This is a genomic window from Streptomyces sp. NPDC002643 (genome assembly GCF_053592555.1).
On the sequence record NZ_JBSFVY010000028.1, the window covers coordinates 49,684 to 69,388 of the forward strand.

A 19,705-nucleotide genomic window follows, 5' to 3' on the forward strand; every position below is an offset into this window, starting at 1 on the left:
GTGGGTCGCGCGTCGGTCAGTCGTGGGGTGTGGCGCGGGCGGCCACCATCAGCTGGCCCAGCGCGAGGCCGCCGTCATTGGGTGGCACCAGGTGGTGGCGCAGAACCGTGAACCCGTCCTCGCGCAGGGCGGCGGCGCAGGCCGAGGAGAGCAGCGTGTTGGCGAACACGCCTCCTGTCAGGGCGACCGTCTCCACCCCGTGCCGCTCCCGCGCCCGTCCGCAGATCCGGCGCACCATCCCGGTCACGCCCCGGTGGAAGCGAGCGGCGACCGCGGCGGGACCGACACCCGCGCGCAGGTCGTCGACGATCGCCGCGAGTACGGGCGCCGGATCGGCCCGTACGACACCGTCGCCCACCCCCTCCTGCGACGTGTGCAGGGCGAAGGTGTACGCGACGGTGTCCTCGGCGGGTGCGCGCAGAGCCGCGCCCTCCAGCTCGACGGCGGCCTGTGCCTCGTATCCGGCCCGGTGACACACACCGGCCAGCGAGGACACCGCGTCGAAGAGCCGCCCCATGCTGGAGGTGGGCACACAGTTCAGCCCCCGCTCCAACTGCCGCTCCAGGAGGCGGAGTTCTTCGGGCGGGCAGGCGGCCGTGCAGGCGAGGTCGGCGGACCGGTCGAGGCCGGCCGCCCTCAGATGGGAGAGCGCCATGCGGTACGGCCGACGCACCGCCGCGTCGCCACCGGGCAGCGGGACGTACGCGAGGTGCCCGAAGCGGGTGAACCGGTCGTAGTCCGCGAGCAGGAACTCCCCTCCCCACACGGCCCCGTCGTCCCCGTGCCCCGTCCCGTCGAAGGCGACGCCGATCACCTGCCGGGTCCCGTCCAGGCCGTGCTCGGCCATCGCGGCGGCGATGTGCGCGTGGTGGTGCTGGACGCGGACGACGGGCCGGTGCGCCGCGTCGCGGGCGGCCCAACCGGTGGAGCGGTAGCCGGGATGCCGGTCGGACACCAGGGTCTCGGGCCGCACCCCCGTGATGGACTCCAGTTGCTCCACCGCACGCTCGAAGGCCCGCTGTGTCGTGAGGTCGTCCATGTCGCCGATGTGCGCCGACAGCCAGGCGCTGCGGCCCGCTCCCAGGCAGAAGGCGTTCTTCAGGTCTCCGCCGACGGCCAGGGCGGGGCGCACGGTCAGGGGAAGGGTGACCGGCAGCGGGGCGTAGCCACGCGAACGGCGGATCACCAGGGGCCGTCCGTCGCAGACGCGGACCACGGAGTCGTCGCACGGTACATGGATCGCCCGGTCGTGGATGAGCCAGGCGTCGGCCAGGTGCCCGAGCCGCTCCAGCGCCTCGGTGTCGTCGGTGACGATGGGCTCGCCGGAGAGGTTGCCGCTGGTCATGACGAGCAGCCGGGGGCCGTCCGCGTCCCCGGGCAGGCCGAACAGCAGATGGTGCAGGGGGGTGTACGGCAGCATGACGCCGAGGTCGGGGCTGCCGGGCGCGACGGCCTCTGCGGGGCGCGGCTGCCCGGCGGCGTACGACGGGTGCGGGTGCCGCCTCATCAGGACGACCGGCCTGGCCCGGCCTTCGAGGAGGTTCTGTTCCTCGGGTGCCGGCCGGACGAGGTGCCGGATGTCGTCGGCGGTCCTGGCCATGACGGCGAACGGCTTGTCCCCGCGTGCCTTCCTGCGTCGCAGCCGGGCGACGGCCTCCTGGTTCGTGGCGTCGCAGGCCAGGTGGTAGCCGCCCAGGCCCTTGACGGCGAGGATCGCGCCCCGCGTCAGCAGTGCGCGCGCCTCGGTGACCGGGTCCGCCCCGGCGGCACCGGCGGGCCCCGGCTCCCGGGCGGCGACCAGTCGTAGACGTGGCCCGCAGGCCGGGCAGGCGACGGGCTGCGCGTGGAAACGCCGGTCGGCCGGGTCCGCGTACTCCCGGGCGCAGTCGGGGCACATCGCGAAACCGGCCATGGTGGTGTTGGCCCGGTCGTACGGCACGTCGGTGACGATCGTGAAGCGGGGGCCGCAGTGGGTGCAGTTGACGAAGGGGTGGCGGTGGCGGCGGTCCGCCGGGTCGGCCAGTTCCGCGAGGCAGTCGGCGCAGGTGGCGGTGTCCGGGGAGACGAGGGTGCGGGCCGGTCCGTCGGCGCGGGAGGGGAGGATGGTGAACCCGGTGCCGCCGGCGGGGGGCAACTCCCGGTGGTGGACGGACTCGACGCGGGCCAGTGGGGGTGCCTGGGCGGCGATCCGGTCGCAGAACCGGGTCACGGCCGAGGCGGCGCCCTCGACCTCGGCGACGACTCCCTCCGCCGTGTTCGTCACATGGCCGACCAGGGCGAGTTCGGTGGCGAGTCCGTACAGGTAGGGGCGGAAGCCGACGCCCTGGACCACTCCCCGGACGGTGACCAGACGGCGTAGCGGGGCGTCCTCGGCGACGGTGGCCGGGGCCTGCGGGGTGTCCTTCGCGACCTCGGCCGGGGCCTGCGGTGCGCTCACGGGTGGGTGTGGGCCATGGCGCCGGTGGCCTCCGAATCGGCGTGGGCGTGGGTGTGGCCGTGATGGTGGGGCTGCCGGCGGGCCATGACCGGCGCGTGGACGGGTGCGCCGTCCGCGGCGGCCAGCGCTCGGTCGAGCAGCGCGCCGACGCCCTGTCCATGGCGTGCCGAGGTCATGATCACCTCGACCCCCGGATTGACCTGCTCCACGTTGGCGTGGAACGCGCCGACGTCGAACTCGACGGCGTCCGCGATGTCGGTCTTGGTGACGACGACGAGGTGGGCGAGGCCGAAGGCGGTGGGGTACTTCAGCGGCTTGTCCTCGCCCTCCGTCACGGAGGCGAGGGTGACCCTGAGGGTCTCCCCCAGGTCGTAGGAGGCCGGGCAGACGAGATTGCCGACGTTCTCCACGAACAGCAGCCGGGTCTCGTCGGGGAGCCATCCGTCGAGGTGCCCGGCGAGCATCCCCGCCTCCAGATGGCAGAGTCCGTCGGTGAGCACCTGTTTGACGGGGACGCCCGAACGCGCCAGGCGTACCGCGTCGTTCTCGGTGGCGAGATCGGCGCTCAGCGCCGCGACCGGGACGGCACGCTCCCGTGCTCTGAGCAGTTCCTGCTCCAGCAACGCGGTCTTGCCGCTGCCCGGGCTGGACAGCAGATTGACGACCGCGATGCCCCGGGAGGCGAGACGGTCGCGCAGTTCGTGGGCGCTCGCGTCGTTCTTCGCGAGTACCGCCTGCCGCAGGTCGGCGACACGACACATGGTTCAGCGCTCCTCGGGGATCGGTTCGCGGGTGGGTGGGTGCGCGGGGTCGCCGTCTTCCCAGCGCACGTCGAGGATCTGCAGTTCCCGGCCCGCGAGCAGGTCGGTACGGGTCCCGCCGCACTCGGGGCAGGTCAGCCGGGGCGGCATGCCGACCGCCCATTCATGGGCGCAGGGCGTGCAGCGGGCCCGCCCCGGCACCGCTTCGGTGATGAGTTCGGCACCTTCCAACAGGGTTCCGGCGCAGGCCAGTTCGAAGCAGAAGGCGAGTGAGTCGGGTACGACGCCGGCGAGTTCGCCGATCCGGAGCCGTACCGTGCGCACCGCCGTGATGTCTCCGCTGCGGGTGGCGGCCTCGGCGACCTGGTCGACGACGGCGAGCGCGACGGACATCTCGTGCATCGGTTCTTCGTCCTTCCGCAGCCTGCCTCACGCCGGGGTTCATTACAGGCGCGCGCAACCGGGCCGTGCGGCCCGGCACGCCGTCACCGGTGGCGGGGTACGCCGTTCGACGCAATCGCACGGAGCCGACGGTCGACGACCGTCGGCCGCCGACCGTCGGGCACACGTCACATACGTCGGATGCGCAAGTAGCGCCTGATGTCGGGAAGCATCTCGGCGAAGACGGCGACCACGGCGGCCGCGGACGCTCCAGCGATGACGATCTTCTTCATCCGGTCTCTCCTCATGTCGAGATCCCACGGGCCGTGGCCCGCGGCGCGGACTCTCCCGGCTCACCGTTCTCCAACAGTTCTTCGACCAGCTCCTCGATCAGTTCCTCGATGAGCCGGACGGCCTCCGGTACGGCGTCGGACACCGGCGCGCTGAGGCCGACGCCCTCGTCCAGCAGGGCCGGTTCGCAGCCGACGACCAGCACCCGGCGTGGTGGTTCGCCGCCGGTCCCGGCGCAGAGGGTGCCCAGCAGCGCCAGTACGGTGTCGGGGGTCATCCGGTGGCCGTCCAGCGCGGGGGCGGCGGGCGCCGGGCTCGCGCCGGCGAGGTCGTGTTCGATCACGTACAGCGTGCCGGGGGCTCCACCGCGTGCGGTGGCGTCCACGAGGACGACGGTGTCGTAGCCGTCGAGGAGTTGGTAGGCGAGGTGGACGCCGCGCACTCCGATGTCCACAACCTCGATGTGCGCGGGCAGTTCGCGTGTCGCGAGTCGGCGGGCGGTCTCCACGCCGAAGCCGTCGTCGCCGAGGAAGACGTTGCCGATGCCCGCCACGAGGGTCCGGACGCCCGGTTGTGCGGGGAGGTTCATGTGCCGTCCTCCAGCGGGGTGATCTCGTCGGGCTGGAAGTACAGGAACCGTCCCTGCTCGCGGCGGATGTCGGCGCCCGGGTCTCCGTCGACCGTGACCGCGATGTGGACGCCGCCGTCGACGTCGTGCAGCACCGCCTCGACCTTCGCGGTGCGGCCCCGCAGGAAGATGTCCTGCGCGTCGGTGCGCCGCCTGCCGGGGCGCAGTTCGACGCGGCTTCCCTTGGCGAGGGCGCGGCCGTCCACGACCACGTGGTCCCGCGAAGGGTCGAAGCCCGCGTCGCTCGCGGGGTCCCACCAGGGGGTGTCCGGCCGTGGCACGCCGTGCTCGTCGGGGAAGGCGAGGTCCGGGGCGGTGGGGGCGGGAGCGGTGGGGTCGGGAGCCGTGAGGTCAGGAGCCGTGAGGTCGGGAGCGGCGGGGCCGGGGCCGGTCGCCTCGCGCAGGCCGCGCACCGCGCCGTGCAGTCGCTCCAGGACCTCGGGCGGCATCGAGTCCGCGAGGTCGATCACGGCGGCGGCCCGTTCGTCGGTGCCCCTGGCCTCGCGTTTCTCCTCGTCGGTGAGGGCGGCGGTGCGCAGGGCGAGGATCTCGTCGATCTCGGTGGCGTCGTAGAGCGCTCCGGGGCTCTCCGGTGCGATGGCCGGATGGTCCTCCAGGATGATCGGCGAGGACAGCACGAGATCGGCGCGGCCGGGTTCGCCGGCGAGCACGGGCCAGGTGTGCAGATTGCGGCAGGCGGCGACCGCGCCCTTCGCCCACTCGGGGGGATCGGTCATGGACAGGAACGATCCGGCGCTGAGGGCCATGAGGAGGTGGGTGGCGACCAGGGAGTGCGGCAGCGCCACGTCGCGGTCGGCGCCCTGTCCTTCCGGCGGGGTCCAGTCGCTGGTGTTCTCGACGACGGCGGTCAGCCGCACAGCCCGGTAGGGGCCGTCGAGTTCACGGGCGGTCAGCCGGATCGTCCCGTTGATCTCCTCGCGCCGCCGGAGCAGCCGGCCGACGGTGCGGCCGGCCGCGTCGAGGACCGGTGCGGTGTCCTCCCGGGCGGGGAGCCGGAAGGGATGGGTGACACCGTCGTCGAGGAGTCGGTCCACCGGGGCGACCACCTCGACGCGTTCCTCGCTCCCCTCGTCCCAGGGCACCAACACCCGGTCGTCCAGGCGGAGTTCGGGGACGGTTTCGTAGTCGCCGTCGGGGCGGGCCCGTTGCACCGTGCGCCGTCGAGCGTGCAGGAAGCGCACCTCGACGGAGAGGGTCGCGCCCGCTTTCGGTTCCATCAGGCATTCGGTGTGCTGGAAGTCGTACTCCTCGCACTCGGCGCCCCAGGCGGGCGGCACCAGCACCCCGAACTGCCAGCGCAGCCGGTTCTTGGCCGCCGAGGCACGGTACGGGTAGAGCACATAGCCCTCGAAGAGGACGGCGTCGGCCACCTGCCGGGCGAGGGCGAACCGCTCCTCGGTCTCGGGGGCGAACGCGGTCGTGGTCACGGTTCGTTCCTTCCGGTGGTGCCGGTGAGCGCGCGGAACGGGTCCCTCGCGGGCGGGCCCGGGACGTCACCGCCACCGCCACCGCCGTCGCCGAGCAGGGCCTCGATGGTCGCCTCCCAGGACGGCAGGGCGTGCCGGGAGCGGTGGGCGAGGAGGGCGTCCATGGTGTCGCGGGGCAGCCGAATCCAGCCGCAGCCGGGGAAGTGCTGCTCGATCATCTCCCGCCAGGTGGCGACCGGCAGCCGGAACGTCGCCTCGCGGTCCCAGGGCACCGGCTCGACCCGGAAGCCTCCGTCGCCGGTGAAGGCCGTGCCGGAGAAGAGCATCAGCAGGGGGACCTCGCCGTCGGTGAGGGCGTTCAGATAGCGGGCGGCGGCGATGTCCATGTCGTAGGTGCAGGGCACGACGAGGTCGGCCTCGATCTCTCCGGTGAAGCTCGGGACCATCAGCGGGACCTGGGCGAACTGCACCGGTTGCAGGGTGCTGCCCCAGCGTGAGCGCTCGCCGAAGAGGTCCGCCAGCGCGTCGGCCTCGGCGGGCTCGTAGCCGCGGCGGGCGGGTTCGATACGGAGCTGGCAGCGCAGCGCGAGGGCGTGCACGCGCGCGTTGTCGGCGGCGGTGACGCGCAGCCGGAGGACGAGGGTCGGTCCGGCGGCGTACCGGTCGGCGCGGGCGCCGATGCAGGCGAAGGAGAACTCCGTCACGACCGCACCCCTTCGTCCGCCGTATCGTCCGCCATGTCGTCCGCCATGTCGATGGGTCGGACGCGGCGCGCGACGTCCGCGAAGAACGCCTCCAGCGCGGCACGCGCCTCGGCTCCGCCGTCGAAGCCCTGCCACAACAGACGCATACGGCCGACGAGTTCGTAAGCGATGTCGATCGGTACGAGATGGCAGTCGACGCGGTGGTCGGTGCGGCGCAGCAGCAGTGCCTCCACGTCGGGTTCGAGGAGGCGGGCGAGTCGGCTGCCGCCGAGGACCGTCGTCCAGGTGTCGGGGTCGAGTTCGCTCTCGGTGGCTCCGGCCGGGCTCGGGTAGAGGGCGACCAGCCGGTCGAGGGCGGCGTTGCGGAAGAAGAAGGCGACGCCGACCGGGATCTGCAGCGCCTCCCACGCCCGCTCGTCGAGGCGGTGGGCGGGGTCCGTGAGATAGCGGGCCGGGACCGCGCGGAAGCGGCCCGCGGCGGCGCCCGGCTGTTCCATCAGCAGCGCGCAGGCGGTGCAGGCGCAGACGAGGGCGCGTTGCTCGGCGTCGACGAGGTGGCGGTGGTCCTCCGGCACCGCGACCGCGCACAGTTCGCAACGCTCCGGCCGCGGCGGGCGTTCGGTGCGGAATCTGCGCAGTCCGGCGGTGGTCGTGCTCATCGGGTTCCCGTCGGTGGTCGTGCTCAGTTGGTCCCCGACGGTGGTCGTGTTCATCGGGTCCCCGTCGGCGCCGTACCGATCTGCAGGAGCGTGGGTCCCGCCGGTGCGGTCTCCACCTCGACGGTCACGACCTCGGGTGCGAAGCAGGCGAGCGCCGCCTCAACCGCTTGCCGGGGGTCCGTGCCGGCGCCGCAGCAGCCGCTGTCGGCCCGGGCGCGCACCCTCAGCGTGCTGCTGAACTCCTCGAACTCCACCAGCTCCAGCGTGAGGTCGCGGACGCTGTCGAGGGCCCTGGCGATCCGGGTGTCGCGGTCCTCGGGGTGCAGGTCGTGCAGGACGAGCAGGCTCGCGACCAGTTCGTCGCCGAGCAGTTTCGCCGTCGGTTCGCCGGGGGCGGAGGACAGCAGGTGGAGCATACGGGCGAGGCCGGCGCCGTAGAAGTCCATGAGGGTCCGGACGAGTTCCTCCGCCGCCACGGTGACGGCCGGGTCGCCGCTCGTGGCCATGCGGTCCAGGATCTCCTCGACCCGTCGTCCGGTCCGCTCCGCGTTGATGGGTGCCGTTTCCGTCATCGCGCTCATCCGCCCAGTCCGCTCAGGCCGGTGGGCACGTGCATCGACTTCACGGTCTTGCCGCCGCCGACGTACATGTGGACGCCGCAGGGCAGACAGGGGTCGAAGCTGCGGACGGCGCGCATGATGTCGATGCCCTTGAAGTTCTCCGGGGTGTTCTCCTCGAAGATCGGGGTGTTCTGCACGGCGTCCTCGTACGGGCCGGGGGTGCCGTAGGAGTCGCGGACACTGGCGTTCCACGGGGTGGGCGGGTACGGGTGGTAGTTGGCGATCTTGCCGTCGCGGATCACCATGTGGTGGGAGAGGACGCCCCGTACGGCCTCGGTGAAGCCGACGCCGATGCTCTCCTCGGGGACCTCGAACTTCTCCCAGGTCTGGGTGCGTCCGGCGCGGACCTCGGCCAGGCCCTGTTCGGCGCAGTGCAGGGCGACGGCGGCGGCGTACGCCTGGAAGTAGGTGCGGGCGCGGTTGCGTTCCAGGGCGTTGGACCACTGCGGGATCTTCCACTCGAAGGTGGTCTCCGGCTTGGTCAGGGTGCGGGGCAGGTTGATGAGGACGCTGTGGCCGGTGGCCTTGACGTAGCCGATGTCGACGAGTCCGGACAGGGCGGTGGACCAGAGGCGGGCGATGGGGCCGCCGCCGGTGTCCAGGGCGAGATGGTCCTTGCCGTCGTACCAGCGCGGGGACATGACCCAGCTGTACTTGTCGTCGAAGTTCCGCTTCTGCGGGGCGGGGATGGTGTGCTGGTTCCACGGGTGGCGCGGGTCGATCGGGTTGCCGAGCGGGTCGTGGGTGACGAAGGGCTCCTGGCCCTCCCAGTCCTCGTAGTAGGAGCTGCCGAGCAGGATGCGGATGCCGAGGTTGATCTGGGTGAGGTCGTTGGTGACGAGTTCGCCGTCGACGACGATGCCGGGGGTGACGAACATCTTCCGTCCCCAGTCCGTCATGTTGGCGTAGGTGAAGTCGCAGTACTCGGGGTCGTTGAGGGCGCCCCAGCAGCCGAGCATGACGCGGCGGCGGCCGACCTCCTCGTAGCCGGGCAGGGCCTCGTAGAAGAAGTCGAACAGGTCGTCGTGGAGGGGGACGACGCGCTTCATGAACTCGACGTAGCGCATCAGGCGGCTCAGGTAGTCGGTGAAGAGCTGGACGGAGGCGATGGTGCCGACGCCGCCCGGGTAGAGCGTGGAGGGGTGCACATGGCGTCCCTCCATCAGGCAGAACATCTCCCGTGTGTAGCGGCTGACCTGGAGGGCCTCGCGGTAGAACTCGCCCTCCAGGGGGTTGAGCGAGCGCATGATGTCGGCGATGGTGCGGTAGCCGTGCTCGGCGGCGTGCGGGGCCTCGGTGCGTTCGGCGAGTTCGAGGACTCCGGGGTTGGTCTCCTTGACCATCTTTTCGCAGTAGTCGACCCCCACCAGGTTCTCCTGGAAGATGTTGTGGTCGAACATGTACTCCGCCGACTCACCGAGGTTGATGATCCACTCGCCGAGGTGCGGGGGCTTCACTCCGTACGCCATGTTCTGCGTGTAGACCGAGCAGGTGGCGTGGTTGTCGCCGCAGATGCCGCAGATGCGGCTGGTGATGAAGTGGGCGTCGCGGGGGTCCTTGCCGCGCATGAAGACGCTGTAGCCGCGGAAGACCGACGAGGTGCTGTAGCACTCCGCGACCCGCTTCTGCTTGAAGTCGATCTTCGTGTGGATGCCCAGGCTGCCCACGATCCGGGTGATCGGGTCCCAGGCCATCTCCACCAGGCCGCTGCCGTCGCCGGCCGCCTTCGTCCTTGCCATCGTCGTTTGCCGTGCCCTTCGTCGCTCGGGGGGTTCGGGGGTGGGGTTGCCAAGCAGAAGCGGGGGTGTGCGCCAAGCAGAGGCGGGTCCTTGGGGTCATCTGCGGTGGGACGTCACCAAGGGGGCCGGTAGCCGGTGGTGATCTTGTCGCCGGTGCGGCGCCACTTGGGTTCCTTGTCCACCGTCTTCGCCGTGATGGAGCGCAGCCTGCGGATCACGGCGCCATAGGTGCTGCTGGTGCCGCTGGACACCTTGGCGCCGGGCGGCTCGTCCATGAACGGCATGAACTTGTCGGGGAAGCCGGGCATGGTGCAGGCGATACAGATGCCGCCGACGTTGGGGCAGCCGCCGATGCCGTTCATCCAGCCGCGCTTGGGCACGTTGCACTTGACGACCGGACCCCAACAGCCCAGCTTGACCAGGCACTTCGGCGAGTCGTACGACTGGGCGAACTGGCCCTGCTCGTAGTAGCCGGCCCGGTCGCAGCCCTCGTGCACGGTCGCCCCGAACAGCCAGGTGGGACGCAGTTTGTCGTCCAGCGGGATCATCGGGGCGGAGCCGGCGGCCTGGTAGAGGAGATAGGTGAGCGTCTCGGCGAAGTTGTCGGGCTGGATCGGGCAGCCGGGGACGCACACGATGGGGATGCCGGCATGGGACTTCCAGTCCCAGCCGAGGTAGTCCGGGACGCCCATCGCGCCGGTCGGATTGCCCGCCATGGCGTGGATACCGCCGTAGGTGGCGCAGGTGCCGATGGCGACGACCGCCAGTGCCTTCGGGGCGAGCCGGTCGATCCACTCGCTGGTGGTGATCGGCTGGCCGGTCTCCGGGTTGTCGCCGAAGCCGCACCAGTACCCCTCCCGCTTGATCGCCTCATTGGGGACGGAACCCTCGACGACCAGCACGAACGGATCGATCTCGCCCCGCTCCCCCTTGAAGAACCACTCGATGAACGTGTCCGAGCCGCCGACCGGACCGGATTCGAAGTCGATGAGCGGCCAGTGGACGGCGATCTTCGGAAGGCCCGGCAGCGCGCCGAGGGCGATCTCCTCGATGCTGGGCTGCATGGCCGCCGTCAACGCGACCGAGTCACCGTCGCAGCTCAGCCCCGCGTTGATCCAGAGGATGTGGATCGTGGACGTCTCGTCGGCGGGCGCGCCGCCGGCGTCCGCAGCGTCCACCGTGTCCGGGGTCGCCTGAGTCATGGGACCGCCTCCTGGGGAGGAAAAGGGGATGAAGGCCTGCGTTTCGGCCGACGTTCTTCTTCGTATCAGCCGTTCGGCCCGGACGGGACGCCATCGAGAGCCGTTCCGGTGACGGCGGCGGCGGAGCGGAAAGCGGCGGGGTGCGCAACCGGAATCGGGCTGGTGGGCGCGTCGGGGACCGGGCCGAGGTGCGGCGGGGTGCGTGCGGGTCGCGTCTTGTGGACGAAGGAGCGTCGCAGGGCGTGGTACGGGGCGTCCGGGTCGTCGAAGGTCCGGCGCATCCGGGCCAGCTCCCGCTCACGGAAGCCGGACAGTGGGGTCGTGCTCTCCAGCCGGTCCCGCTCCGTCTTCTTCGCGGTGATCCGCCCGGCCGTCGCCGGGAGGGACGCCAGCCGGGCCGCCAGGCCGCCGACCTCCCGCGCGAACGCCTCGGGACCGCTGTCGACCACGCGGTCGACGAGCCCGAGCCGCAGTGCGCTCGCCGAGCTGACGGGCAGCGCCTCACGCATGAGCCGTTCCGCGGTCGCGTGCCCCACCCTGCGCGGCAGGGTGTACGTCCAGTACTCCGAACCGTAGAGGCCCATCAGCCGGTAGTGGGGGTTCAGGACGGCGCCGGAGCGGCACCACACCTCGTCGGCGGCCAGGGCCAGCATCACCCCGCCGGCGGCCGCGTTGCCGGCGACCGCGGAGACCACCAGCCGGTCCGTCGTGGTCAGGACCGCTTCGACGAGGTCGTCGATGGCGTTGATGTTCGCCCAGGACTCGGCGGCGGGGTCGGCGGCGGCCTCGATGACGCCCAGGTGAATCCCGTTGGAGAAGAAGTCGCGCTCGCCGCCCAGCACCAGCACCGACGTGGGCCGCGCGCACGCCTCCCGGTAGGCGTCCAGCAGGCGTCGGCACTGGTCCGTGCTCATGGCGCCGCCGGGGAAGGAGAAGGTCAGGAAGCCGGCGTTGCCGTCCTCCCGGTAGCGGATGTCCGACCAGGTGTCGTGCCCGACCTCGGGCAGCCGGGGCAGGGCGCACTCCGGCAGCGGCGGCAGGCGGTCGCCGAGGGCGCGGACGGCGGGCAGCTTGTATGTGGGCGGCCGGCCGGGAGCGCGTCGGGGCCGCAGCTCGGGAATCCATACGGCGCCGTCCCCGGTGGCCCGGCAGATCGCACCGGCACGGGTGGCCAGCAGGTCGCCGGGCCGACCGCGCAGCACGGACTCGGGGTGGCCGCCGTGCAGATACCACTCATCGCCGAACAGCACGTCCAGCACACCGGGCTGTGAGTCCGCCGCCCTCAGCTTGCGCAGGACGGCCTCGGTGGAGTCCTCGGCCCAGTCGATGCGCCGGACGCCCTGGTCGAGGTACGGGCGCGTACGCAGGAGGGCGTCGGCCGGGCGCGTCGTGTCCTGCTCGTGCGGTACGTGGTCGCCGTCGGCGAAGCGCTCCACCGCGAGCAGGAGCGCCTCGATCGCGGCGTCGGCGATCTCTCCCCGGTACAGCTCGCTCTTGGAGACCCGCCTCGGGATGCGACACGGTACGTGGGCCCACACATCCCCGGCGTCCATCTCCGCGTCGGCCTGCAGGACGGTGACGCCCCAGTCGTCGATGCCCTCGTGGATCGCCCAGTCCAGGGAGGAGGGGCCTCGGTCTCCCACGGGGCCCGGGTGGACGATCAGGCAGGTGTGCGTGGTCCACACCTCCTCGGGGATCGCCGTCTTCAGCATCGGCGCCACGATCAGTTGCGGGGCGTGGCGTCGTACGGCGTCCGGCAGTGAGGTGCCGGGGAGGGCGAGTTCCACCGCCACGGTGTGGCCGTGGTCGCGGAGTTGGGCGTGGGCGCGCTGGGTGAGGCTGTTGAACGCGCTGGCCAGGATCAGGATGTGCACGGCTGCCTCCGGGCGGACGAACGGCAGGCAGGGTTGACCGCCGACCGCGATCCTCGGCCGAGGCGTGGTGTCGTCCCCGGAGACAGACGGCGAGGTCATCCGAAATGCGGGCACCGGGGTCCGCCGTCCGGGCTCACCGGCGATCGTCCGCGAGGGCTCGGGTCAGTGTCGTCGCAGGCCGCTGGTGATGCGTTCCCATGGGGAGCGGGTGGCGCCGAAATGGGTCTCGTGGGTCCAGATGTGGGTGCACGAGCGGCACTGGAGGTGGAGCAGGCTGCCGGCGTTGGAGAGCAGATAGCGCCAGTGCTCGGAGCAGGTGCGGCCCTGTTCGCAGGTGTCGCATCCGCGGTGGTCGTCGCAGTTGGGGCAGGCCACCCAGGCGCGGCGGCCGATGTCGGCCTGGGGGTCAAGGGGCAGCATGGCCGTCACCTCGCCGTGGCAGCACACCGGCCGAGACCAGTTCGTCGTACACGCGCCGCTGCTCCGCGTCGAGGCCGGAGTACAGCAGGTCGTACGCCGTCTCCTCGCCGCGCAGTGCGGCGACCGGGTCCCAGTCCTCGCCGAGAGCGTCCAGGACGTGAGCGCGGCGGAGCATCTCGTGGGCGCTCAGGTCGATGTCCAGGTCGGTCGTCGGCGGGGTGTCCGGCCGGTCCGCCGCGGTGTCGCTCTCCGCGGCGGGGTCGTCCGGTTCGCCGGGACGGGGGCGGTCATGGGGGGACATGCGATCGAACGTAGGTAACCGCTCCCGGCCCGGGCAAGAGCGGGTGGGAGAAGTCACAGGCGGCCTGGCCCGGGGGTACGCCCGTCGGCCGGTGGAGGTGGCGTCAGGCGGTCCAGTGGGCCGGTGGTTCGCCCAGGTCCCAGAAGACACCCGCCATGATGCGCAGGGACTCGCGGGCCACCGGGGCCAGGAGGTGTTCGTCGGGGGCGTGTTGGGCGCACGACGGGTGGGAGTGGGGTATCCACACCGTCGGCAGGCCCAGGATGTCGGCGAAGGCGTCGTTGGGGAGGGTGCCGCCGAGGTTGGGGAGGACGGCGGGGGGTGTGCCGGTGGTGCGGTGGAGGGAGGCGGCGGCCCAGCGGACCCAGGGCGAGTCGGGGTCGAGGCGGGTGGCGGGGACCGCCTGGAGGAGTTCGACCTCGACCATGGGGAGGCCGTGGGCGTCCAGGTGGGCGCGGATGGCCTGCTCCAGGTCCTGCCAGCGGGTGCCCACCACGAAGCGGAGCTGGATGTCGGCGTGGGCCCGGCCGGGGATCGCGCCGACGGGGCGGGCGGGGTCTCCGGCGGAGAGGGTGAGGATCTCCAACGTGTTCCAGGCGAGGACGCGTTCGGCCGGGGTGAGGCCGGGTTCGCCCCAGTCGGTGTCCACGGGAGGGTCGGCCTCGCCGCCGCCCACGGTCAGGTCCGCCAGGGCCGCCGCCACGGGGGCGGGGATCGCGGGTGGGCGCAGGGCCTCGACGAGGATGCGGCCGTCCGCGTCCACCATCGTCGCCAGGGCGCCCGCGAGTACCGTCGCCGGGTTGCGCAGTGCGCCGCCCCAGTTGCCGGAGTGGTGGGCGCCGTCGCGCAACGGCACGCCGATCCGGAGGTTGGCCGCGCCGCGTGAGCCGAGGAACAGGGTCGGGCGGTCGGCGGCCAGCCGGGGGCCGTCCGAGGCGATCAGGAGGTCGGCCGCGAGTTCGTCGCGCCTGCGGCGGCACAGCTCGTGCAGTCCGGGTGAGCCCGACTCCTCGCCCGTCTCGATGAGGATCTTCAGATTGAAGGCGAGCCGGCCGCCCCTGGCCGCCATGACCGCCTCCAGCGCGGCCAGGTTGACCGTGTGCTGGCCCTTGTTGTCGGCCGTGCCCCGCCCGTAGATGCGGTCCCCCTCGACGGTCAGCTCCCACGGGGACAGACCGGTGCGCCAGCGGTCGTCCTGGCCGGGGACCACATCGGCGTGGCCGTAGACCAGGACCGTGGGCAGGTCGTCGGCCTCGTGACGGTGGGCGACGAGGAAGGGGCCCGCTCCGGGGACGGGGTTGTCGACGATGTCGACGCTCGCCCCCAACCGCCGTACCGCCGGGGCGAGTTCGTCCGTCAGATAGGCGTACAGCGGGGCCGGGTCCATGGGGGGCTGGCTCACCGTGGGGTGGGCGACCCGGCGGCGCAGATCGGCGAGGAAGGCACCGGAGTCGAAGTGGGCGGTCGCCCGGTCGATGGCGGTGTCGCGTGTGGTCATGCGGTGTCGTCCGCTCCCGTGGTGGAGGTCGTCGTGTCCGGTGCCGTGTCGGTGTGCGCCGGGGCCAGCCGGGTGCCCTCGCGGTCCACGCCGTGGCGTCGTAGCGCGTCGAGGAGGACCGAGACGTCGTACGAGGTCACGCCGGGCAGTGCGGCGAGGTCGCCGGTGAGGAAGCGGGCGAGTTCGTCCTCGTCGCGGAAGAGACCGTGGTGGACGACGTTGTGGCGGCTCGCCGTGGTGGTGACGTACCGGGCCGAGGGGTGCCGGGCGAGGGCGTGGGCCGTGTCCCGGGTGGCGCCGGGGGTCACCGTCAGGGCGACGACCGCCTCCAGGGCGTAGCCGAGGAGCCGGGGTTCGATCTCGACGCGGGGGCGGATCAGACCGCGGCGCAGGAGGGACTGGGTGGTGCGGTAGGCGGTGGACTGGCCGATGCCGAGTTCGCGGGAGACCTGGGCGGCGGTGATCCGGCCGTCGGTGGTGAGCAGCCTGAGTGTGCGGGTCTCCTCGTCGGAGAGGGAGACACCGGCGGCGGGGGTGCCGACGGCGGCGTCCTCGGCGGCGTACTTGGCGAGCAGCCGCTCCTGGTCGGCGGCGAGGCGGGGCAGTCGCCAGGAGTCGGCCTTGGCGGTGGCGCTCAGAACGAGTTCGGAGCGGGCGGAGCGCACTCCGGGGGTGGCGGGGAGGGATCGGGTCAGCAACTCCCGGGCGTGGCGGCGGCGTTCGGGGCGTACTACGCAGTAGACGTCCGCCTGTCCGGCGGTGACCGCGACATGGGTGGCCGCGGGGAGTTCGGCGAGGCGATGGGCGACCTCGGGGGCGGTGCCGGGCTCCGCCGTCACCCATACGTGCCAGGGGTTGCCCTCGCCGGTCAGCGTCCAGTCGAGCTGGCCGATCACCCGCAGCAGCCGGTCGCTCTCCAGCCGGGCCAGCCGTCGGCCCGCGGTGCTGGCGGACAGCCCGAGGGCCTCGCCGAGCAGGCTCAGCGGGGCGCGCGGGGCCAGTTGGAGCGCGGCGACCAGATCGAGGTCGTCGTCATCCAGGACGCCACCCAGGTTCTCCAGGTCCTCCATGCCCCACACCCAACTCGCAGAATGAATCCCTCAACCACTGCTTTCATCTGAATGATACAAGCGAAACAGGCTTTTTACTTGCAGGATTCCGTCACGAGGGTGGTCAATAGGGAAGTGACCGCGACTTCCTCCCCTCCCGCGAAGCCTCCCGCGAAACCACTCTCCGGACTGCTCAACCTGCTGATGCGCATAGAGCGGGTGGGCAATCGACTCCCCCATCCCTTCTGGCTGTTCGGTGTACTCAGCGTCGTTCTCGCCCTCGCCAGTTGGGGACTGTCCGCCGCCGGGGCCTCCGCGCTGAACCCCGCGAGCGGCGAGACCGTGGCCGTGCGGAGCCTGGTCTCGGGCGCCGGACTGCGGATGATGATCGACGACGCGGTGACGAACTACGCCACGTTCCCGCCGCTGGGCACGATCCTCGTGGTCATGCTGGGCGTGGCCGTCGCCGAGCGCTCCGGTCTGCTGCCCGCCATGCTGAGGGCCGCCGTCGCCCGTGTCCCCGCCAAGTGGCTGACCTTCACCCTGGCGTTCAGCGCGATGGTGGCCCACGTGGCGTCGGACGCGGCGTACGTCGTGCTGGTGCCGCTGGGCGCGATGGCGTTCAAGGCGGTCGGGCGCAGCCCGATGCTCGGCGCGGTGGTGGCCTTCGTGTCGGTGTCCGCAGGCTATGACGCGAGCCCGCTGGTCACACCGACCGACGCGGTGCTCGCCGGGCTGACCACGGCCGCCGCGCGGACCGTCGACCCCGGCTATGTCGTCAGCCCGCTGTCCAACTACTTCTTCTCCATCGGCTCGTCGGTGATCCTGGCCCTGGTCATCACCGTCGTCACGGAGAAGGTCATCGCCCGGCGGGTGGCGGCGATGCCGGACGAACCGGAGCCGGAGGCTGATGCTGCGGCCGAGCCGGGGACCGGCGGGCCCGCCTTCGGGAAGCCGGAGGAGCCGGGCGAGTCGGGTACGTCGGGTGAGTCGGCCGAGGGCGTCGACGCCCTGAGTCTGCGGCCCGAGGAACGGCGCGGGCTGCGCCACGCGGGACTGGTGCTGCTCGGGTACGCGGCGGTCGTGGTGGCGGCGATGGTCCCGAGCGGGTCACCGCTGCGCGGCGAGGGCGGCAGCATCGTCCAGTCGCCGGTGCTCACCGGTGTCGCGGTGGTGCTGGCGGTGGCATTCCTGCTGGTCGGCGTGGTGTACGGGCGTACCGTCGGCACCGTGCGCAGGGGCCGGGACATCCCCGAGCACATGGCGAGGGGGCTGCGTGAGATGGCGCCGATCCTGGTGCTGTTCTTCGCCATCTCCCAGTTCCTGGCGTACTTCCGGTGGACCGGCGTCGGCGAGGTCATGGCCATCCGGGGTGCCGATCTGCTCAAGTCGGCGGGCATCGGCGGGCCGGTCGCCTTCCTCGGCATCCTGGTCATCTGCACGATGGTCAATCTGCTGGTCACCAGCGGCTCCGCCCAATGGGCCCTGGTCGGGCCGGTGTTCGTGCCGATGTTCATGCTGCTGGACATCCCGCCGGAGGTCACCCAGGCGGTGTACCGGATCGCCGACTCCTGCACCAACGCGATGACCCCGATGAGCGCCTACTTCGTCATGACCCTGGGCGTGATCCAGCGCTACCGGCGCTCCGCCGGCATCGGCACGCTGCTGTCGCTGACCATGCCGCTGTGTCTGACGCTGCTCGTCGCCTGGACGGTGCTCTTCTATGTGTGGTGGGCGTTGGGGATTCCCCTGGGGCCGGGCGTCCCGGTTCGCTGAGGGCACGTCGAGTACCGGCCGAACGATGATTTCGACGATGAGGAGAGCCGCCTTGTCCCTGCCTGACATCCAGTACACGGCCCGTGCCGCACTACCGGAGATCATCGACGATCTGCGTGCGCTGGTGGAGTGCGAAACCCCCAGTGACGACAAGGAGTTGCTGGACGCGGGCCTCGCCGCCGTGGAGGCCCTGGTCCATCGGCGGCTCGGCCCGCCGGACGTCTCACGGCGCCACGACGGCGGCCCGCACGGCGACATGCTGGAACTCCTGTACGAGGGCACCTCGCATCCGACGGCGGCCGCGCCACGGGCCGAGACGGTGCTGGTGCTGTGCCACTACGACACCGTGTGGCCGACCGGGACCCTCGCCGAGTGGCCCTTCCGGGTCACCGACGACGGGCGGGCGAGCGGGCCGGGCGTGTTCGACATGAAGTGCGGTCTGGTGCAGGCGGTGTGGGCGCTGCGGCTGCTGCGCGAGCTGGACCTGCCGCGTCCCGCCGTACGGCTGCTGTTCAACGGGGACGAGGAGATCGGCAGCCCCGTCTCCCGGCCGTACATCGAGCGGCTCGGCGAGGACGCGGTGGCCACGCTGGTGTGCGAGGCGGCGGCCGGGGCCGAGGGGGCGTTCAAGACGTCCCGCAAGGGGGTGGGGCTGTTCGAGGTGACGGTCGAGGGAGTGGAGGCGCACGCCGGGCTCGAACCGGAGCGGGGCGCGAGCGCGATCCACGCCCTCGCCGAACTGGTCACCCAGGTCGCCGCGCTGGGTGCGCCGGAGCGCGGGACGACCGTCAACGTGGGCGTAATCAGCGGCGGTACGGGCACCAATGTCGTCGCCGGTCGGGCGACCTGCGGTGTCGACGTCCGTGTCTCCGACCCCGACGAGCCGGCCCGTGTCGACGCCGGGCTCGCCGCGCTCGTACCGACCGATCCACGGGTACGGGTCACCGTGAGCGGCGGTTGGAACCGCCCTCCGATGGTGCCGACCCCCGCCTCCCGCCTCCTGTTCAAGCAGGCGCAGTCGATCGCGGCCGAGCTGGGCTGGACCGCGGTGGGGACGGCGGTCGGCGGTGCGAGCGACGGCAACTTCGTCGCCGCGCTGGGCCGGCCCGTACTCGACGGACTGGGCGCGGTGGGAGCCGGGGCACACGCCCGGCACGAGCACGTCGTACTGGACCACGTTCCCCCACGTACGGCTCTGCTGGCGGGGCTGCTGTCGGCACATGCGGGGTGGGCGCCGGCCGGGTGAGGGCACGCTTCATGCGGTGGGGAGCGGCGCGGCACCGCTCCCCACGCTGTCGTCCCGCGCCTCGCTAGCAGGTCGGAGAGTCCATGATCCGAATCCTGGTGACCACCCAGTCGTTGTTGTCGACCCAGTTGTTCGGCTTCAGACAGAGCGTCGCGCCGTGGGCGTAGTACAGCAACGCACCGTCGTCGTTGCGGGAGTTGAACACCCACTCGGAGTTGTAGCTGCGGGAGCCGAGGGTCTGGGGACTGCTGGTGATGTCCTGGTAGGCCGCGGTGGGCACCCGTGCGTTCCAGGCGGCGTCGGTGAGGTAGAAGCAGACTCTCGGCCAGGTGCAGCCGTAGGCCGTGTCGGCCGAGGCGCTGGGAGCCGTGGCCAGGCCGGCGGCGGCGAGCGAGGCCGCCGCCGCGCCGATGACGGCCATGCGCTTGAACATGCTCATCGTTCCTCATTCCTCCTGACGGATGGACGGACCGGGGCCGGGCCCAGCGGGTTCTCCCGCCGGCCGGCCGGGCCGCCGCCCCAGGTGTAGCGGCTCGCGCATTGTTCGCGTTCGGTCACTGGTGCCGAACAAACAACTCCTGAAAAATGCGGAGAAGCAGTGCACCCTGCGGCACGGGGAAACGGGGAGCCGCAAGGGGCTACGGGGACCATCGGGGAGGCGCGGCGATGCC

At 71.9% G+C, this 19,705-nt stretch carries 19 protein-coding genes; 2 read left to right on the forward strand and 17 right to left on the reverse strand.

Annotated elements, in window-relative coordinates; genetic code table 11:
- Nucleotides 1-16 precede the first annotated feature (16 nt).
- The 16 genes from hypF to ACWD4G_RS33900 form a co-directional block, all read right to left on the reverse strand.
- The gene (hypF, locus tag ACWD4G_RS33825; RefSeq protein ID WP_451300306.1) at nucleotides 17-2,437 is read right to left on the reverse strand and encodes a carbamoyltransferase HypF; all 2,421 of its coding nucleotides are present in this window, start codon (nucleotides 2,435-2,437) and stop codon (nucleotides 17-19) included.
- Entirely contained in the window at nucleotides 2,434-3,198 is a 765-nt protein-coding gene (gene hypB, locus ACWD4G_RS33830; RefSeq protein WP_451300308.1) for a hydrogenase nickel incorporation protein HypB, read from the reverse strand. Before hypB ends, hypF begins: the two co-directional genes overlap by 4 nt.
- A gap of 3 nt (nucleotides 3,199-3,201) precedes the next feature.
- A complete protein-coding gene (locus ACWD4G_RS33835) occupies nucleotides 3,202-3,600 on the reverse strand; it encodes a hydrogenase maturation nickel metallochaperone HypA/HybF (RefSeq protein ID WP_451300310.1) in 399 nt (132 codons plus the stop codon).
- 167 nt (nucleotides 3,601-3,767) lie between these two features.
- Complete coding sequence (locus tag ACWD4G_RS33840; RefSeq protein WP_451300312.1) at nucleotides 3,768-3,872, reverse strand: DUF6893 family small protein; 105 nt, start codon at nucleotides 3,870-3,872, stop codon at nucleotides 3,768-3,770.
- An 11-nt stretch (nucleotides 3,873-3,883) separates the two neighbouring features.
- On the reverse strand, nucleotides 3,884-4,459 hold the full coding sequence (locus ACWD4G_RS33845; RefSeq protein WP_451300314.1) for a hydrogenase maturation protease: 576 nt from the start codon (nucleotides 4,457-4,459) through the stop codon (nucleotides 3,884-3,886).
- A complete protein-coding gene (locus ACWD4G_RS33850; RefSeq protein ID WP_451300316.1) occupies nucleotides 4,456-5,946 on the reverse strand; it encodes a hypothetical protein in 1,491 nt (496 codons plus the stop codon). The genes ACWD4G_RS33845 and ACWD4G_RS33850 overlap by 4 nt, the downstream gene beginning before the upstream one ends.
- Nucleotides 5,943-6,650 carry a DUF6084 family protein gene (locus ACWD4G_RS33855; protein WP_451300318.1) on the reverse strand — a complete coding sequence of 236 codons (708 nt, stop codon included), beginning with the start codon at nucleotides 6,648-6,650 and terminating at the stop codon, nucleotides 5,943-5,945. Before ACWD4G_RS33855 ends, ACWD4G_RS33850 begins: the two co-directional genes overlap by 4 nt.
- The gene (locus ACWD4G_RS33860) at nucleotides 6,647-7,309 is read right to left on the reverse strand and encodes a DUF5947 family protein (protein ID WP_451300407.1); all 663 of its coding nucleotides are present in this window, start codon (nucleotides 7,307-7,309) and stop codon (nucleotides 6,647-6,649) included. Before ACWD4G_RS33860 ends, ACWD4G_RS33855 begins: the two co-directional genes overlap by 4 nt.
- A gap of 50 nt (nucleotides 7,310-7,359) precedes the next feature.
- A complete protein-coding gene (locus tag ACWD4G_RS33865; RefSeq protein ID WP_451300320.1) occupies nucleotides 7,360-7,890 on the reverse strand; it encodes a hypothetical protein in 531 nt (176 codons plus the stop codon).
- The gene (locus ACWD4G_RS33870; RefSeq protein WP_451300322.1) at nucleotides 7,887-9,668 is read right to left on the reverse strand and encodes a nickel-dependent hydrogenase large subunit; all 1,782 of its coding nucleotides are present in this window, start codon (nucleotides 9,666-9,668) and stop codon (nucleotides 7,887-7,889) included. Before ACWD4G_RS33870 ends, ACWD4G_RS33865 begins: the two co-directional genes overlap by 4 nt.
- Nucleotides 9,669-9,781: 113 nt before the next feature.
- On the reverse strand, nucleotides 9,782-10,870 hold the full coding sequence (locus tag ACWD4G_RS33875) for an NADH-quinone oxidoreductase subunit B family protein (protein WP_451300324.1): 1,089 nt from the start codon (nucleotides 10,868-10,870) through the stop codon (nucleotides 9,782-9,784).
- Between the two features lie 65 nt (nucleotides 10,871-10,935).
- Entirely contained in the window at nucleotides 10,936-12,744 is a 1,809-nt protein-coding gene (locus ACWD4G_RS33880) for a hydrogenase maturation protein (RefSeq protein WP_451300409.1), read from the reverse strand.
- A 162-nt stretch (nucleotides 12,745-12,906) separates the two neighbouring features.
- Entirely contained in the window at nucleotides 12,907-13,164 is a 258-nt protein-coding gene (locus ACWD4G_RS33885) for a hypothetical protein (protein ID WP_451300326.1), read from the reverse strand.
- Entirely contained in the window at nucleotides 13,151-13,465 is a 315-nt protein-coding gene (locus ACWD4G_RS33890) for a DUF6400 family protein (RefSeq protein ID WP_451300328.1), read from the reverse strand. The genes ACWD4G_RS33885 and ACWD4G_RS33890 overlap by 14 nt, the downstream gene beginning before the upstream one ends.
- Nucleotides 13,466-13,568: 103 nt before the next feature.
- Nucleotides 13,569-14,963, reverse strand: coding sequence for a M20 family metallopeptidase (locus ACWD4G_RS33895; RefSeq protein ID WP_451300330.1), 1,395 nt, complete (start codon nucleotides 14,961-14,963; stop codon nucleotides 13,569-13,571).
- On the reverse strand, nucleotides 14,960-16,033 hold the full coding sequence (locus ACWD4G_RS33900; protein WP_451300332.1) for an Lrp/AsnC family transcriptional regulator: 1,074 nt from the start codon (nucleotides 16,031-16,033) through the stop codon (nucleotides 14,960-14,962). The genes ACWD4G_RS33895 and ACWD4G_RS33900 overlap by 4 nt, the downstream gene beginning before the upstream one ends.
- Before the next feature lie 114 nt (nucleotides 16,034-16,147).
- Between ACWD4G_RS33900 and ACWD4G_RS33905 the strand changes: the two genes are divergently transcribed.
- Together ACWD4G_RS33905 and ACWD4G_RS33910 are read left to right on the forward strand one after the other, a co-directional pair.
- Nucleotides 16,148-17,788 carry an AbgT family transporter gene (locus ACWD4G_RS33905; RefSeq protein ID WP_451300334.1) on the forward strand — a complete coding sequence of 547 codons (1,641 nt, stop codon included), beginning with the start codon at nucleotides 16,148-16,150 and terminating at the stop codon, nucleotides 17,786-17,788.
- 52 nt (nucleotides 17,789-17,840) lie between these two features.
- The gene (locus ACWD4G_RS33910) at nucleotides 17,841-19,034 is read left to right on the forward strand and encodes a M20 family metallopeptidase (RefSeq protein WP_451300336.1); all 1,194 of its coding nucleotides are present in this window, start codon (nucleotides 17,841-17,843) and stop codon (nucleotides 19,032-19,034) included.
- A gap of 64 nt (nucleotides 19,035-19,098) precedes the next feature.
- On the opposite strand, the gene ACWD4G_RS33915 is transcribed toward ACWD4G_RS33910, so the two are convergent.
- Nucleotides 19,099-19,473 (reverse strand): hypothetical protein, encoded by a 375-nt coding sequence (locus ACWD4G_RS33915; protein WP_451300338.1) that lies wholly within the window; start codon nucleotides 19,471-19,473, stop codon nucleotides 19,099-19,101.
- Between the last annotated feature and the right edge of the window lie 232 nt (nucleotides 19,474-19,705).